The sequence below is a fragment of the Pseudomonas acericola (SeqCode) genome, from assembly GCF_053456465.1.
The window spans coordinates 138,365-154,010 of sequence record NZ_JBRFJB010000005.1; the positions used below are offsets into that span (position 1 = coordinate 138,365).

Annotated in this window: 15 protein-coding genes; 6 read left to right on the top strand and 9 right to left on the bottom strand. The window is 63.7% G+C overall.

Translation table 11 applies throughout. The annotated features are described in order from the left end of the window. Both ACU688_RS20160 and ACU688_RS20165 read right to left on the bottom strand, forming a co-directional pair. Positions 1 to 321, bottom strand: a complete 321-nt coding sequence (locus ACU688_RS20160) for a MocE family 2Fe-2S type ferredoxin (protein WP_017735293.1) — start codon at positions 319 to 321, stop codon at positions 1 to 3. 77 nt (positions 322 to 398) lie between these two features. Beyond that, positions 399 to 1,538 carry a fatty acid desaturase family protein gene (locus ACU688_RS20165; protein WP_448186114.1) on the bottom strand — a complete coding sequence of 380 codons (1,140 nt, stop codon included), beginning with the start codon at positions 1,536 to 1,538 and terminating at the stop codon, positions 399 to 401. 161 nt (positions 1,539 to 1,699) lie between these two features. On the opposite strand from ACU688_RS20165, the gene ACU688_RS20170 reads away from it, so the two are divergent. After that, positions 1,700 to 2,749: a LacI family DNA-binding transcriptional regulator gene (locus ACU688_RS20170; RefSeq protein WP_448186115.1), complete on the top strand. Its 1,050-nt coding sequence runs from the start codon at positions 1,700 to 1,702 to the stop codon at positions 2,747 to 2,749. Positions 2,750 to 2,904: 155 nt separating this feature from the next. Here ACU688_RS20170 and ACU688_RS20175 read toward each other — a convergent pair whose 3' ends face one another. Then, positions 2,905 to 4,866, bottom strand: coding sequence for a sigma-54 interaction domain-containing protein (locus ACU688_RS20175; protein WP_448186116.1), 1,962 nt, complete (start codon positions 4,864 to 4,866; stop codon positions 2,905 to 2,907). A gap of 186 nt (positions 4,867 to 5,052) precedes the next feature. Between ACU688_RS20175 and ACU688_RS20180 the strand changes: the two genes are divergently transcribed. Genes ACU688_RS20180 through ACU688_RS20190 form a run of 3 tightly spaced genes read left to right on the top strand, consistent with a single transcriptional unit; the run spans position 5,053 to position 7,779 of the window. Further along, the gene (locus ACU688_RS20180; protein WP_257782884.1) at positions 5,053 to 6,057 is read left to right on the top strand and encodes a Gfo/Idh/MocA family oxidoreductase; all 1,005 of its coding nucleotides are present in this window, start codon (positions 5,053 to 5,055) and stop codon (positions 6,055 to 6,057) included. Then, positions 6,054 to 6,833, top strand: a complete 780-nt coding sequence (locus ACU688_RS20185) for a TIM barrel protein (RefSeq protein WP_448186117.1) — start codon at positions 6,054 to 6,056, stop codon at positions 6,831 to 6,833. Before ACU688_RS20180 ends, ACU688_RS20185 begins: the two co-directional genes overlap by 4 nt. 19 nt (positions 6,834 to 6,852) lie before the next feature. After that, positions 6,853 to 7,779, top strand: a complete 927-nt coding sequence (locus ACU688_RS20190) for a sugar ABC transporter substrate-binding protein (RefSeq protein ID WP_448186118.1) — start codon at positions 6,853 to 6,855, stop codon at positions 7,777 to 7,779. 136 nt (positions 7,780 to 7,915) lie between these two features. On the opposite strand, the gene yghU is transcribed toward ACU688_RS20190, so the two are convergent. The 5 genes from yghU to ACU688_RS20215 form a co-directional block, all read right to left on the bottom strand. Next, on the bottom strand, positions 7,916 to 8,749 hold the full coding sequence (yghU, locus tag ACU688_RS20195) for a glutathione-dependent disulfide-bond oxidoreductase (protein ID WP_448186119.1): 834 nt from the start codon (positions 8,747 to 8,749) through the stop codon (positions 7,916 to 7,918). A gap of 44 nt (positions 8,750 to 8,793) precedes the next feature. Continuing rightward, positions 8,794 to 9,894, bottom strand: a complete 1,101-nt coding sequence (locus tag ACU688_RS20200; RefSeq protein ID WP_448186120.1) for an agmatine deiminase family protein — start codon at positions 9,892 to 9,894, stop codon at positions 8,794 to 8,796. Positions 9,895 to 10,058: 164 nt separating this feature from the next. Next, positions 10,059 to 11,138: an extracellular solute-binding protein gene (locus ACU688_RS20205; RefSeq protein ID WP_448186121.1), complete on the bottom strand. Its 1,080-nt coding sequence runs from the start codon at positions 11,136 to 11,138 to the stop codon at positions 10,059 to 10,061. After that, positions 11,135 to 12,016, bottom strand: a complete 882-nt coding sequence (gene aguB / locus ACU688_RS20210) for an N-carbamoylputrescine amidase (protein ID WP_448186122.1) — start codon at positions 12,014 to 12,016, stop codon at positions 11,135 to 11,137. Before aguB ends, ACU688_RS20205 begins: the two co-directional genes overlap by 4 nt. After that, positions 12,013 to 13,059 carry an agmatine deiminase family protein gene (locus ACU688_RS20215; RefSeq protein ID WP_448186123.1) on the bottom strand — a complete coding sequence of 349 codons (1,047 nt, stop codon included), beginning with the start codon at positions 13,057 to 13,059 and terminating at the stop codon, positions 12,013 to 12,015. The genes aguB and ACU688_RS20215 overlap by 4 nt, the downstream gene beginning before the upstream one ends. 134 nt (positions 13,060 to 13,193) lie before the next feature. On the opposite strand from ACU688_RS20215, the gene ACU688_RS20220 reads away from it, so the two are divergent. Both ACU688_RS20220 and ACU688_RS20225 read left to right on the top strand, forming a co-directional pair. Next, positions 13,194 to 14,060 (top strand): LysR substrate-binding domain-containing protein, encoded by an 867-nt coding sequence (locus ACU688_RS20220; RefSeq protein ID WP_448186124.1) that lies wholly within the window; start codon positions 13,194 to 13,196, stop codon positions 14,058 to 14,060. A gap of 57 nt (positions 14,061 to 14,117) precedes the next feature. Then, on the top strand, positions 14,118 to 14,714 hold the full coding sequence (locus ACU688_RS20225) for a glutathione S-transferase family protein (protein WP_448186125.1): 597 nt from the start codon (positions 14,118 to 14,120) through the stop codon (positions 14,712 to 14,714). A gap of 164 nt (positions 14,715 to 14,878) precedes the next feature. Here ACU688_RS20225 and ACU688_RS20230 read toward each other — a convergent pair whose 3' ends face one another. Beyond that, positions 14,879 to 15,646, bottom strand: a complete 768-nt coding sequence (locus ACU688_RS20230; RefSeq protein ID WP_448186126.1) for an SDR family NAD(P)-dependent oxidoreductase — start codon at positions 15,644 to 15,646, stop codon at positions 14,879 to 14,881.

Genomic DNA, 15,646 nt, shown 5'->3' on the forward strand with positions numbered 1-15,646 from the left:
TCACACCGTGACGGCGAGCAACACCCGCCCCGCTTCGACCCGCACCGGGTAGGTCTTGAGGTTGACGCACACCGGCGCGCCCATGGCCTTGCCGGTGCGGTAGTCAAAGCGTCCGTTGTGCTTGGGGCATTCGATCACGTGGTCCATCACCAGGCCGTCGGCGAGGTGGATTTTCTCGTGGGTGCACAGGCCGGCGGTGGCAAAAAACTCATTCTCGGCCGAGCGGTACACCGCGTAGGTGTGTGCGCCGTGGTCGAAGCGCAGCACGTCTTCTTCGTCTATTTCGCCCACGGCGCAGACGTCGATCCATTGATCGTTCATGGCATTTGTCTCCAGGTGATTGGCTAATCCTGTGGCGAGGGAGCTTGCTCCCGCTGGGCTGCGAAGCGGCCCCCAGATCAACTATCGGGATTTGTCTGAAAAAACGCGGTGCCGTCATTGGGGCTGCTGCGCAGCCCAGCGGGAGCAAGCTCCCTCGCCACAACGGGCTCGCCCACACTGGGAATAGGGCGCTGGATGAAGTAGTTCGGATCGCTGCGCTGCTTCCACACCGTCGGCAGGATTTCCTTGTACGCCTCGAAGAGATTCGCGTACGGCGGCGGGCAGTCACCCCGGATCTCTTCGTGCAGTTGCTCAAGGGCGTGGTACGGCACCATCGGGTACATGTGGTGTTCGAGGTGGTAGTTCATGTCCATGTAGATAAAGCGCAGCACGCGGTTCATGTAGATGGTGCGGCAGTTGCTGCGGTGGTCGAGCACGTCTTCGGCGAGGCCGACGTGCTGGGTCAGGCCAAACAGGTAGCCGAGCCAGGCGCCGTAAATGCTGGGCAGGCCGACCAACATCAGCGGCAACCAGCTGTGCAGGTAGAGGGCGGCGCCGATGACTACGGCATAAATCCCCACCCAGATCCGTGCGGCACGGAACACCTTGGGCCATTCGGATTCAGGGATGAAGTCGGCCTCTTGCGCGCTCATCTTGCCGGCGGCATGACGGGCCACGCCGCTGAAGGTCTTCCAGGCCAGGGGCAGGTTGAACAGGCTCAAGAACATCATCAGGAAGCTCGGCGGACGCGGCTCGACGATCTCCGGGTCGCGGCCGACGACGATGGTGTCGGTGTGGTGCCGCGCATGGCTCCAGCGCCACACATGGGGTTCGAAGATGCACATGAAGCTTGCGACCTGGTAGAGCGCATCGTTCATCCAGCGGGTCTTGAACGCCGTGCCGTGGCCGGTTTCGTGCCAGCGCGGGTTGGACGCGGTGCCGTACAGCACGCCATACACGATAAAGAACGGCACGCAGGCCCAGGAGCCCCAGAACCAGTAGCCGCCAAACCCGCTGGCGGCCAGCGCGATTACCCACAGGGCGGTGTCGCGCAGGGCCGGGCCGTCGCGGCGCTGCATCAGTTCTTTCATACGTTTGCGGGAAATCGGTGATTGATACCAGCTGGCCGAGACCAGGCCTCTTTCGGCGGCGCGGGCGGCTTCGGGGCCGGTGAGGCTGTAGTCGCGCCGGGCGGTGTGAGCGGTGTGTTCAGGCATTGTTATTGTTCTCCGCAAGCATGGATTTCAGGTGCGTTGTGCAACCCACGATAGAGAACCGCTAAATCGCTCTCAAGGCCTTGAATCCATTCCCTATCAAGCTATCATCCAGCCCCAGCGGGGCTTGATAGTTTTCTATCAAGACGCATCAAGGGCTTGCCATGAACAACAATAAACGCCCAACCATCGCCACCGTTGCCGCCCAGGCGGGCCTCAGCGTGGCCACTGTCGACCGGGTGTTGAACGCCCGCGCGCCGGTTAATCCAGACACCGCCGAACAGGTGTTCCAGGCCGCCGAAGCCGTGGGCTATTTTGCCGCGCGGCTGATCGGCCAGCGCATCCGCGAACGCCGGCCGACTTACCGGTTTGGCATCCTGCTGCTGGCCACCGCCCAGGCGTTCTACGCCAGCCTGGCACAGGCGATTGCCCAGGCAGCCGAGCACCACGCCGGCGCCAACCTGACCTGCCAATTCGACTACATCGTCGATCGCAGCCCCAGCGCCATCGTCGCGCAGATCGAACAATTGGCCGTGCAATGCGACGCCCTCGCCGTGGTGAGTTTTGCCCACCCGCTGATCAATGCCACGTTGGCGCAGATCCGCGAAGCCGGTGTGCCGGTGGTCGCCCTGCTCTCGGATATCCACGAGCAAGCGGCAGAACCCTATGTCGGCCAGGACAACCACGTGGTCGGCCGCACCATGGGCTGGCTGCTCGCCCGCACCTGCGGCGCGCGCAAAGGCAGCGTGGGCATTCTGCTCGGCGGCCATCGCTTCCTCGGCCACCAGGCCCGCGTCACCGGCCTGCACAGCTACCTCGCCGAACACGCGCCGGGGCTCAAGCCGTTGGAGCCGCTGATCAACCTGGACAACTGCGACATCACCGAAGAAGCCACCCTCGACCTGATCACCCGCCACGCCGACCTGCGTGGCCTGTGCGTGGTGGGCGGCGGCGGCGATGGCATCATCAGCGCCCTGGCGCAACTGCCCACGCGGCCGGCGTTGTGTTGCATCTTGCAGGAGTCCACCGAGCTGTCGCGCCAGGCGCTGAGCCAGGGGTTGGTGGATGTGGTGATGGATTCGCAGCCAGGGCAGACGGCGGTGGCGTTGGTGGAGTTGTTGGTGGAGTTGCAGAGTGGCGAAGCGTTCGATCCCATCAAGCATCGGGTGTATGTACCGCCGCAGATAGTCACCTCAGAAAACATCTGCATCTGATACATGGAGATCAAAAACTGTGGGAGCTGGCTTGTCGGGCCGCCGCATCGCTGCGATAGCGGTGGACCAGGCAGCCCAGTGGTGACTGATGTACCGCTATCGCAGGCAAGCCAGCTCCCACAGGTTGAGTTCCCACAGGTTGATCGGCGTGGGGCTCAGTTATTGCGATAGTCGCTGGCACTCAAGCCAAACCGGCTCATCTTGTTGTACAGCCCGCCCCGCGACACGTTCAGTTGCCGCGCGGCCAAGCGGATATTGCCGCCCGTACTTTCCAGCGCCGCAACAATCGCATTCATTTCATGGCTACTGAGGTCCTGTGCCGGCTGCGGCTCATGCACCCGCAGCGGCATACGCGGCTTGGTGTCCAACGGCAAATCAAGCGGCTGGATCAACGCCCCCATCGCCAGGTTGGTCGCGCGCTCAATGCTGTTTTCCAGCTCGCGCACATTGCCCGGCCACCCGTAGGCACACAGCAACGCCAGCGCTTCCGGCGCAAAGCCCTCCACCGGCTTGCGCAACGAACGGGCGTAACGCGCGAGGAAGTGCCGCGCCAGCAGCGGAATGTCTTCACGGCGCATGCGCAGCGGTGGCACGGTCAGGTTCAACACATTGAGCCGGTAGTAAAGGTCCTCACGAAACGCCCCCTCGGCCACCGCCTGGCTCAAGTTGCGGTGTGTCGCGGCGATGATGCGCACATCCACCCGCCGCGAGTTCTTCGCGCCGACGCGGGTCACTTCGCCCTCCTGCAACACCCGCAACAGGCTGACCTGGGCGTCGAAGGCCATGTCGCCAATCTCATCGAGAAAAATCGTGCCGCCATCCGCCAGTTCGAACTTGCCCGCCGAGCCGCCCCGGGTGGCGCCGGTGAACGCGCCTTCGACATGCCCGAACAGTTCGCTTTGCACCAGATCGCGCGGGATCGCGCCGCAGTTGACCGCCACAAACGGACCTTTGTGGCGCTCGCTGCCGTTATGGATGGCCTGGGCAAACAGCTCTTTGCCGGTGCCGCTTTCGCCGAGGATCAAGGTGGTGGAATCGCTGCGACTGGCGATGCGCCCCAGGTGCAGGGCGTCCTGGATCGCCCGTGACTGGCCCTGGATGGTGTCGAAGGTGTAGCTGGCCTGGGTGCCGATGATGCGCCGGGTGATTTCGCGGATGCGCCGGTTCTCGCGCAGCGAGACGATCACCCCGCCCTGCTCCAGCGGGCACACCGAGACCAGGCACGCCAGTTGGCTGCGGTCGTGCAGGTGGAAGGTGCAGTCGCGGTCGCGCACGGGTTCGCCGAGGGAATCGCTCAGTTCGCTGCGGCCCAGTTGCTGGAACGGGCGGCCGATCAGCTCCAGGCCCACGCCGAACAATTGCCGGGCATAACGGTTAAGCGCCTTGATGCAGCCGCGCTCATCCAGCACCACCAGGCCTTCGTTGAGCACTTCGAGCACAGTTTGCTGCTCTTCCAGCAGCGCTTGCAGGGCCATCTGCCGCGACACGGCGTCAGCCGCCGCTTGCACAGTGCCGAGGGTGTGGAAGTGAAACCAGCCGGGCTCGGCGGTGAGGGTGAGCATAGCCAGGGTCTGGCCCTGGGCGTTCTTGATCGGCGCGGCGGCGCAGTGCATGCGGCGCTGGCGCAGGCCCGTGGCGAAGTTTTCCTCGGCCAGCACGTACACCAGATGATCCTCGGCCAACGCCAGGCCGGTGCAGTTGGTGCCTTGCACCGACTCCGACAGGCGGCTGCCCACCGGGGTGATATCCAGCCCGCAGTAGTACAGGGTGGTGCCGTCGGCATCGGTGAGGTTGATATGCCCGCGCGGGTTGTAGGCCAGCAGGCCATGCATGACCTGCGCCGCAGCGGCAATTAGCACGCGGTGCGTCGCCAGGGTCGCGGCCAGGCTATCCGGCGCTACAAAGCGATAGGCGTTGTCCGCCGGATCAATCCCCGCCTGCACGCTGCGCCGCCACGAATCCCAGATCACTTGCCGCACGCGTTTCGGTCGCTCGACCTGGCCCGCCAAGCAAACACTCCACGCCAACTCCAACGCCGCAACGGGGCCGTCATTCAACGCCGCAGGCCCCAGGGCGGTGAGGTAGTCGAGGTCTTGTACGCTGAACGTCATGCTCATTGCGGGGTGTCCATGCTCATGTTTTTGACATGTCAGTATAGACATGTCATCAAAATGAACACTTTTTGTTTATAGATTTTTAATAACCCTTAACTATCAACACGTTACAAGTTGGCACAGCCTTTGCTCCTACCCCTTTACCCATCAGGACTGTCCTGAGGCCAACAATAAAAAAGGGGTCACTTCATGAGTACACAGAACATCCGCCTGGGCTTGATCGGTGCCGGCCGCATGGGCAGCTTCCACGGCTTGACGGCGGCGCGGCACATCCCCGGCGCCAGCCTCGTCGCCATCGCCGACCCGACCCCAGGCCAAGCCGCACGCCTGGCGGCGGAACTGGGGGTGGACAAGGTCTACACCGACCCCCAGCAGCTGCTCGACGACCCGGACATCGACGGCGTGATCATCGCCGCCCCCGCCCGTAGCCACGCGGAACTGGTGATCAGCGCCGCCCGCGCCGGCAAGGGGATCTTCTGCGAAAAACCCATGGCCATCACCCTCGATGAAGCCGACCGCGCCATCGCTGCCGCCGCCGATGCCCGCGTGCCGCTGCAAGTGGGTTTCAACCGGCGCTTCGCCAAGAGCTTCCGCACCGCCCACCTCGACGTCGCCGCCGGGCGCATCGGTACCCCGCAGTTGCTGCGCTCGGTGACCCGCGACCCGGCCCTGAACAACCCCGCCGCGTCGCCGCAATGGGTGATCTTCCTCGAAACCCTGATCCACGACTTCGACACCCTGCGCTACCTCAACCCCGGCGCCGAAGCCGTGCAGGTGTATGTGATGGCCGACGCGCTGATCGCCCCGGCGTACAAGAGCAAAGGTTTTCTCGACACCGCCGTGGTCGCGATCCGCTTCGACAACGGCGCCATCGCCACCGCCGAGGCCAACTTCCAGGCCGTGTACGGCTACGACGTGCGTGGCGAAGTGTTCGGCAGCGAAGGCATGCTGAGCATGGGCAGCCTGAATGATTCGGACCTGGTGCGCTACCTGGCCCAGGGCATCCAGGCCGATACCCAGCGCCTGGACACTGATCTTTTGCGCGACGCCTACATCGCCGAACTCAACCACTTCGCCGACTGCCTGCGCACCGGCGCCAAGCCGATGGCCAGCGGCGAAGACGCCCGCGCTGCCCTGGCGATTGCCCGCGCGTGCATCGAGTCGTTCCAGCAAGGCAAGGCGGTGGCCGTATGAGCCCGTTCAAACTGGCGATCAGTGCCGAGATGGTGTTTCTCGACCTGCCGTTCATCGAGCGCGTAAAACGCATCCATGAGCTGGGCTTCAGCGCCGAGATCTGGAACTGGACCGACAAGGACATCGGCGCCCTCGCTGCCACCGGCGCTGACTTCACCTCGATGACCGGCTACATCAGCGGCACCCTCACCGACCCGGATGGCATCCGCCAGCTGCTCGACAGCGCCCGCGAATCCCTCGGCGTTGCCGAACGCTTGAATTGCCCCAGCCTCAACCTGCACGGCACCGGCCTCGGTGAAGGCGGCTTGCCGGTGCAACCGGTCAGCCACACCACCGGGCGCATGTGGCTGAGCGCCTGCAAGACTCTGGAAAAAATCGCCCGCCTGGGGGAAGACGCCGGCCGCGTATTCCTGCTGGAAAACCTCAACACCGAAGTGGACCACCCCGGCACCCCGTTCGCCCGCGCCGACGACACCCTGGCGCTGATCGAAGCCGTGGGCAGCCCGCACCTGAAAATGAACCTGGACCTGTACCACGCGCAGATCGGCGAAGGTAACTTGATCGAACTGATCCAGCGCGCCGGCAGCGCCATCGGTGAAATCCAGGTGGCCGACGTGCCCGGGCGCAAGGAACCCGGCACCGGCGAAATCCACTACCCTGCGATTGCCAGGGCCTTGCATGCCATGGGCTACACCGGCGTGGTCGGCCTCGAAGGCTGGGCCAGCGGCGACAGCGAACTGGCCCTGGAGCGATTCCGTCAAGCGTTCACCCTATAACAATAAAAGGAACACCCTTATGAACCGCTATTCGTTGATTGTTGCCTCGCTGTTACTGCTGTTCAGCCCGTGGACGCTCGCCGATTACCGCATCGGCGTGAGCATTGCGCGGGTCGACGATAACTTCATGACCTACGTACGCAACGGCCTGGAAAGCGCCGCCAAGCAGCAAGGCGTGAAGATCCAGTTCGAAGACGCCCAAGGTGATGTGGTGCGCCAGCTCAACCAGGTCGAAGGCTTTCTCAACCAGAAAGTCGACGCGGTGATCGTGCTGCCGGTGGACACCTCCGCCACCGCCAACATGACCCGCGCCGCCGTGGCCGCCAAGACCCCGCTGGTGTACGTCAACCGCCACCCGGATGAGCGCACCCTGCCCAAGGGCGTGGTCACCGTGGCGTCCAACGACATCGAGGCCGGGCAGTTGCAGATGCGCTTCCTCGCGGAAAAACTCGGCGGCAAAGGCAACGTGGCGATCATCATGGGCGACCTCGCACAGAACGCCACCCATGACCGTACCGAAGGCGCCAAGCAGGTGCTCAAGGACTTTCCCGGGATCAAGGTGGTCGAGCAGCAAAGCGCCGAATGGCAACGCAGCAAAGGCATGGACCTGACCAGCAACTGGCTGCTGGCGGGCACCCAGTTCGATGCGATTGTCGCCAACAACGACGAAATGGCCATCGGCGCCGGGATGGCGCTGCAACAGGCGGGCAAGGCCAAGGGCGATGTGGCGATTGTCGGCATCGACGGCTTGCCGGATGGGCTCGCGGCGGTGAAGCGTGGGTTGTTGGCGGCGTCGGTGTTCCAGGACCCGAAGGCGCAGGCGGCCAAGGCGGTGGAGTCGGCGATTCGGATGATCAAGGGTGAAGCGATTGAGTCGGAGGTGTGGGTGCCGTTTGAGCTGATCAAGCCGGAGCAGGTGGCAATCTTCGAGCAACGCTACAAATAGATCCAACTGTGGAGATCCAACTGTGGGAGCGGGCTTGCCCGCGATGAGGGAGTGTCAGTCGACTGATTTTTGACTGACACACCGCAATCGCGGGCAAGCCCGCTCCCACAGGGTTCTCCTACATTTTTCTACCGCGTCAGTCCAGGTCGCTTGCGTCGTGCCGTTCGGCCAATTGCTCATGAGGCTCACCAGAAACCCGGTTCACCCGCCGCCCCCGCTGCACCGCCGGCCGCGCTTCAATCGCCTCCGCCCAACGCAGCACGTGCTTGTACTCATGCACCGACAAAAACTCCGCCGCACCATACAAGCGGCCTTTGACCAACCCACCGTACCAAGGCCAGATGGCAATATCGGCGATGGTGTACTCATCCCCGGCAATGTACTCACTCACCGCCAAACGCTGGTCCAGTACGTCCAGCTGACGCTTGGTCTCCATGGCAAAGCGGTTGATCGCGTATTCCATCTTGCTCGGCGCATAGGCATAAAAATGCCCGAAGCCACCGCCCAGGTACGGCGCGCTGCCCATCTGCCAGAACAGCCACGACAGGCATTCCGCACGGGCCGCAGGCTCTGTGGGGAAAAACTCACCGAACTTCTCTGCCAGGTACTGCAGGATCGCGCCGGACTCGAACACCCGAATCGGGTTTGCGCCGCTGCGGTCGAGCAACGCCGGGATCTTGGAGTTCGGGTTGACCCCGACAAAGCCGCTGCCGAACTGGTCGCCGTCGCCGATCTTGATCAGCCAGGCATCGTATTCGGCGCCGCTGTGCCCCAGGGCCAGCAGCTCTTCGAGGAGGATCGTGACCTTCTGCCCATTGGGCGTGGCCAGGGAATACAGCTGCAACGGGTGCTTGCCGACCGGCAACTCTTTTTCATGGGTGGCGCCGGCAATGGGCCGGTTGATGCTGGCAAAGGTGCCGCCGTTTTCGGTGTCCCAGGTCCACACTTTCGGGGGTACGTAGTCGGTCATGCTTACTGCTCCAGAGGCGCTTGCGATCAACGAAGCGCTCCAGACTAAACCAAAGGTTGATGGCTCGTCACACAGTGAATGCCGCCACCACCCGCTGCTATCGCGTCGATATTGAGCTGGAGCACCTTGCGGTCCGGGTAGAGCCGGGACAGCAAGTCCAGCGCCTTGCGGTCTGCCAGCGGGTCGCCGAACTCCGGGGCGATAACCGCACCGTTTATCACGAAGTAATTGATGTAGCCCGCAGCGAAGTCCGGGTTGCCCTGGCTGAAGCGGTTTTTGCGTGGCTTGAGCGGCGGCGATACGGTGTGCACCTGCAATGGGCGGCCGTCGGCGTCGCTGGCATGCTTGAGGATCTCCAGGTGCGCCAGGGTGACCTTGTGATCGTAGGACTCGGGGTCGGTGTCGAGGTTGGCCAGCACCACCCCCGGCGCGACGAAGCGCGCGTAGAAATCCACATGGGCATCGGTGATGTCCTTGCCCTTGATGCCCGGCAGCCAGATGATCTTGCGCAGGCCCAGGCGCTCCTTGAGTTCGGCCTCAACCTCGGCCTTGCTCCAGTCGGGGTTGCGGTTGCGGTTGATCCAGCTGCTTTCGGTCATGATGCCGGTGCCCAGGCCATCCACCTCGATGGCACCGCCCTCGCCCACCAGTTCGCTGCGCACAGGCTTGGCCCCGGTTTCTTCGGCGACCCGCGCCGCCAGCAACGCATCATCGGCGTGCTGCTGCTTGTTGCCCCAGCCGTTGAAATTGAAGTCCACCGCCCGCTGGCCGCCGGCGCCGTCGATGACAAAGTTGGCGCCGGTGTCGCGCATCCAGATGTCGTCTAGCTCGGTTTCGACAAAGGTGATATTGCGCGTGCCGCAGTGTTTTTCGGCCAGTGAACGTTCGTCTTCGCGGCAGAACACGGTGACCGGTTCATACGCGGCAATCGCCCGGGCGATGCGGCCCAGGGCGGCTTGCACATCGGCGGTGAAGTCCTCCCAGATCGCGTCCTGGGCGCCAAAGGCGATAAAGGCCTGGCGGTGTGTTTCGCCTTCGTCGGGCATGTAGAAACCGCTGCGAGTAGCGGCGCGGATGTGCGGGGCGATCAAACTCATGGCGCTGACCACAGCGGCGTGTTTGATGAAGGTGCGACGGGTTGGCATAAGGTTCTCTGCTTACAATTCCAAATTGAAAAACACCCCCCTTGTGGCGAGGGAGCTTGCTCCCGCTGGAGTGCGCAGCGCTCCCAAGCTTTTGGGGCCGCTACGCAGCCCAGCGGGAGCAAGCTCCCTCGCCACAAAAGCATGCTCAGGGCACAGGTGCGGGCTCAGGGCGTTGCTGTCTTGAATTTAGTCCACACCCGCATGCGTGCACGCATATCGGCCTGGGGGATGTCCTTGCCGGCGATCAACCGCGTGAAGGTGGCTGCATCGGGGTAGATGTCGGGGTTGTCGCGCAGGCTCGCTTCCACATCCGGGCGGGCCTTGGCGTTCGACGTGGGGTAGCCGGTGAGGTTGGTGATGGCGGCCATGTTCTGCGGGCGCATCACGAAGTTGATAAACGCGTAGGCGTATTCCGGGTGCCGGGCATCGGCGGGGATGGCCATGGTGTCCATCCACACCGTGGTGCCTTCGCGGGGGATGTGATAGCCGAACGTCACCGGCTTGCCGGCCGCGTCGGCGGCGCGCTGGGCCTGGGTCATGTCGCCGCTGTAGCCGAGGGACAGGCACAGGTTGCCGTTGACCAGATCGGTCACCGGTTGCGACTGGAACTTGCGGATAAACGGGCGCACCTTGAGCAGCAACTCACTGGCCGCCGCCAGATCCTCGGGCTTGGCGCTGCGCGGGTCGCGGCCCAGGTAGTTGAGCACCACGGCGAGGACTTCGTCCGGTGAGTCGATCAGCGAGATCCCGCAGTCGGCGAACTTCGCCGCAAGTTCCGGCTTGAACAGCAAGTCGAGGCTGTTAACCGGCGCGTTCGGCAGGCGCTGTTCAATCTGCCGCGTGTTGTAGGTCAGGCCGATGGTGCCCCAGGTGTACGGCACGGTGGCCTGGTTGGAGTGCACGTAGTGGGTGCGCAGCTGTTGCAGGCCCGGCTCGATATCCGCCAGCGCGGTGAGCTTGGCGGGGTCCAGGGTTTGCAGGCTGCCCGCGCGCATCAGGCGCTCGGCCACGGTGTCGCCGGGGAAGATCAGGTCGTAGCCGCTGCCGCCGGCCATCAACTTGGCTTCCAGGGTTTCGCTGCCGTCCATCACGTCGTAGATCACCTGGATGCCGGTTTCGGCGGTGAAGTTGGCCAGGGTATCGGCGGCGAAATAGTCGGCCCAGTTGTAGAGCTTGAGGGTTTTGTCATCGGCCGACGCGCAGGCACTGGTGAGCAGCAGCGCACAACTCAAGAGTATTTTCATGATGGGCGACCGTCGAGGGTGAGCAGGCTGGCGTACATCTCCGGGCGGCGGTCGCGGAAGATGCCCCAGGTCAGGCGCTCTTCGCGCATTGCCGCCAGGTCCAGGCGCTGCACGAGCACGCCGGTGCTGTCGCGGTCGGCTTCGGCGAGCAACGTGCCCTTGTGGTCGCAGATAAACGACGAGCCGTAGAAGGCCATTTGCAGCGCCGGGTCGGTGGTCGCCACTTCGCGGCCGACGCGGTTGGCGGCCACCACGGGCAGTAGATTCGCCGCCGCATGGCCGCGCATGGTCACCTGCCAATGGTCCCGCGAATCCAGCGTCGCACAGCCCGGCTCCGAGCCGATGGCGGTGGGAAACAGCAGCACCTCGGCGCCTTGCAACGCCAGGCAGCGCGCGGTTTCGGGAAACCACTGGTCCCAGCAAATGCCAATACCCAGGCGCCCGAAGGCCGTGTCCCACACGCGAAAACCCGTGTCGCCGGGGCTGAAGTATTCCTTCTCCTGATAGCCGATGGCGTTGGGGATATGGGTCTTGCGGTATACCCCCAGCAAACGCCCGTCGGCGTCCGCCACGCTGAGGGAATTGAAGAAGGCGTTGCCGGCCTTTTCGAACCAGCTCAACGGCAGCACCACCCCCAGTTCCCGGGCTAAGTCGGCGAAACGCTGCAGCACGCGGCTGTGGGCGTACTCCTCGGCCAGCGCCAAATGCTTGTGGTGCTGCTCGATGCAGAAGTACGGCGTGGCAAACAGTTCCTGCAACAGGATCACTTGCGCGCCTTGCGCCGCCGCGTCCCGCACCAACTGTTCGGCGCGGTCGAGGTTGGCGGGCAGGTCCCAGGTGCAGGGCATTTGGGTGGTGGCAATCGTCAGCAGGCTCATGGTTTCACCCACACTGGCTGTTGTTGGGTGATGCAATGCACACCGCCGCCGCCATGGGCCAGGTGGTTGATCTGCACCGGCACGATTTCGCGATCGGGGAACGCCTGGGCCAACACCTGCGCCGCCTCCCGGTCGGCCGCAATGCCATAGGCCGGCATGATGATCGCACCGTTGGCGATGTAGAAGTTGGTGTAGGAGGCGCAGAACACCTCGGCCGTGCTGTCCACGGCGTCGCTGGCTTCGTAAAGGTCGATCATCTCGAAGCGCCGACCGTGGGCGTCGGTGGCCAGTTCGAGGGCGCGGCGGTTTTCGCGCACCACGTCAGCGTAGACCGAGCCCTGATCGCGGGTGGCATCCACCAGCAGCACGCCAGGACGGGCGAAGGCGCAAACGCCATCGACATGGCCGTCGGTCATGTCGCCGGTGACGTGATCCGGATCGCCGGGCAGCCAGATGGTTTTTTTGATGCCCAACAGACGCGCGAAGATCGCCTCGATCTCGGCCTTGGTCATGCCCGGGTTGCGATTGGGGTTGAGCAGCACCGATTCGGTGGTGATCAGCGTGCCCTCGCCGTCGACATGGATGGCGCCGCCTTCGTTGCTCAGCGCGGTGCCGAAGCAGTCCAGCCCGAGGTGGTTGAGCACCCGGCGCGCCAGGCTTTCATCCAGGTCATGGGCCGACTTGCCGCCCCAGGCGTTGAAGCGCCAGCTGACCCCGGCCACGCCCTGTGGCTGGCAGATAAAGGTCGGGCCGGAATCGCGGCACCAGCTGTCGTTGACTGCCTGCGGGATCAGCTCGATACCGGCGCCACACAACGCCGTGGCACTGGCCAGTGCGGACGGGTCCACCAGCATCTTCACCGGCTCGAAGCGCGCGATGGCGTTGGCGACCCGGGCAAAGTCCTGCTGCACCTGGGCCAGAGTGACGCCCCAGGTGGTCTCCCACAAGGCTTGGTTATGGGGCCAGACCATCCAGGTCGCCGCGTGTGGCGACCACTCTGCAGGCATCCACCCAGCGCTGTTAGGAATTGTAGTGTGCTGCATGACAAGCCCCCTATAGTTAAGTCATTGTGTTCAGCGAAAACTGCCCACGGCGTCGTGTCACACATGCTACGTAGGCGCATAAAGCCGGACAAACGATGAATTTTGTAGAAAACTGATTAGAGGAACTTATCAGCATGCTTAACCACTGGCCGCCACTCGGCACCTTGCGCGGCTTTGAAGCGGCCGCCCGGCTGGGCAGTTTCCACAAGGCCGCCGAAGAACTGCACCTGACCCAATCGGCGATCAGCCAACAGATCCGCAGCCTCGAGGCCTACCTGGAACAGCCGCTGTTTTTGCGCAGCGGGCGCAGCGTCAGCCTGACCGACGCCGGCCACGACTTTCTCAGCACCACCCAGGCGCTCCTGCAACAACTGGCGGTGGGCGTGCGGCGCCTGGGGCAGTACCGCAAACCCAATCAACTGGTGCTCAACACCACGCCGACCTTTGCGCGGCACTGGCTATTGCCGCGCCTGGCTGACTTTCGCCTGCAGCACCCGGAGGTGGACCTGTGGATTTTCAGCACCGACGAAGTGCCCGACATGGCCAGCCAGACCATCGACCTGGCGGTGCGTGACGACATCAGCTCCCAGGCCGAATGCAGCTTCAAGGTGCTGCACGCCGACCGGCTGTTTCCGGCGTGCCACCCGCGCCTGCTGCACACGCCACCGGCGCAGCGCACCACCCTGCACGGCGAACGGGAAATGGACTGGAGCCACTGGGCGGTGGACGCCGGGATCGATGTGGGCCAGCAGGATCAGGGCCTGAACTTTTCCGATCCAGGCCTGTTGCTGGATGCGGTGTGCACGGGCTTGGGGATCGGCCTGGTCAGCCAGTTGCTCAGCCACCAGGCCCGCGCCGATGGCGTGCTCACGCCGTTGGTGGACGCGACGATTCGCGGGCCGAGTTGGGCGCTGCTGACCCACCGCGACAGCGAAAACGACCCACTGGCGCGCAGCTTTACCGCGTGGTTGCTGAGCCATTTGCAAATAGACGTGGCATAAGCCGCGCCAGTGCAATTACTCTCTTGGGCCAATCGCGTTGAGAGCAATGGAGGCTTCATGAAACTGGTCGGCATGTTGGACTCGCCTTACGTACGCCGCGTGGCTATTTCCCTGGATCTGTACGGGGTGCAATTCGAGCATCAATCGCTGTCGGTGTTCAGCACCTTCGACGAATTTTCGCAGATCAACCCGGTGGTCAAGGCCCCCACCCTGGTGCTGGACGACGGCACGGTGTTGATGGATTCCAGCCTGATCCTGGACTACCTGGAAACCCTCGCCCCGGCGGATAAAAAGCTGCTGCCCCAAGCCCCCGCCGCACGCGCCCGCGACCTGCAAGTGCTGGGCCTGGCGCTGGCGGCCTGTGAGAAGAGTGTGCAGATCGTCTATGAGCACAACCTGCGGCCGGCCGAGAAGCTGCATGCGCCGTGGCTTGATCGCATCAGCGGGCAATTGCTGGCGGCCTATGGGTTGCTGGACAAGCTTGTGGCGGGCGATGACACGCTGAACCAGGCAAGCATTACTGCCGCTGTGGCGTGGTCGTTCAGCCAGTACACGGTGGCGTCGGTGGTGAAGGCTGAGGCGTTTCCCAACCTGCAACGCCTGGCGGAGCGGCTGGAGCAGCATCCGGCGTTCAAGAAATACCCCATCGAATAAACACCACTCACCTGATGTGAAAGCAGCTTTCTGTGGGAGCGGGCTTGCCCGCGATTGCGGTGTGTCAGTCATACATCAGTCGACTGGCACGCCCTCATCGCGGGCAAGCCCGCTCCCACATGGGTTCTTCCTCTTTAGGTCTTTGTTGTCTGCAAAATTGAGGCTCAGACCCACCCACCATCCACAATAAAGTTCTGTGCCGAACACATCGCCGACGCATCCGAAGCCAGAAACAACGCCATATCGGCGATATGTTCCGGCAGTACACTGCCCGGCAGGCATTGGCTGCGGGCGATCAGGGCCTTGGCGTCATCATCGACCCACATCGCCAGTTGTTTCTCGGTCATCACCCAACCCGGCACCAGCGTATTCACGCGGATCTGGCTCGGCCCCAGTTCCCGGGCCAGGGCGCGGGTCATGCCGTGGGCGGCGGCCTTGCTGGCGGCGTACACCGGGTAGCCGGCCGAGGCCATCATCCAGCCGACCGAGCCGAGGTTGATGATCGAACCGCCGCCCGCGCTTTTCATCATCGGCAGCACGGCCTTGGCGGCAAAGAAGGCGTGCTTGAGGTTGACGCTGATGAGCTTGTCGAAGGTGTCCGAGTCGACTTCTTCGAGGGTGTGGCGCACGTCATTGGCGGCGTTGTTCACCAGTACGGTGATCGGCCCCAGGGAGTGTTCGAAACGCGCGATGGCGGCCTTGTAGGCGATCTCGTCGGTGATGTCGCAATGCACGAACTCCACCGTGCGCCCCTGGGAACTCAACAGCGCCGCCAGGCGTTCGCCCTGGCTTTGCGCACGGTCCACAAAACCGACCTTGGCGCCCTGTGCGGCGAAGGCGCGCACCATGAACTCGCCAATCCCCGATGCCCCTCCAGAGATCAGTACGGTCTTGCCTTCGAGGTCGGGGTAAACGGCGTGCTGGGTAGTCAT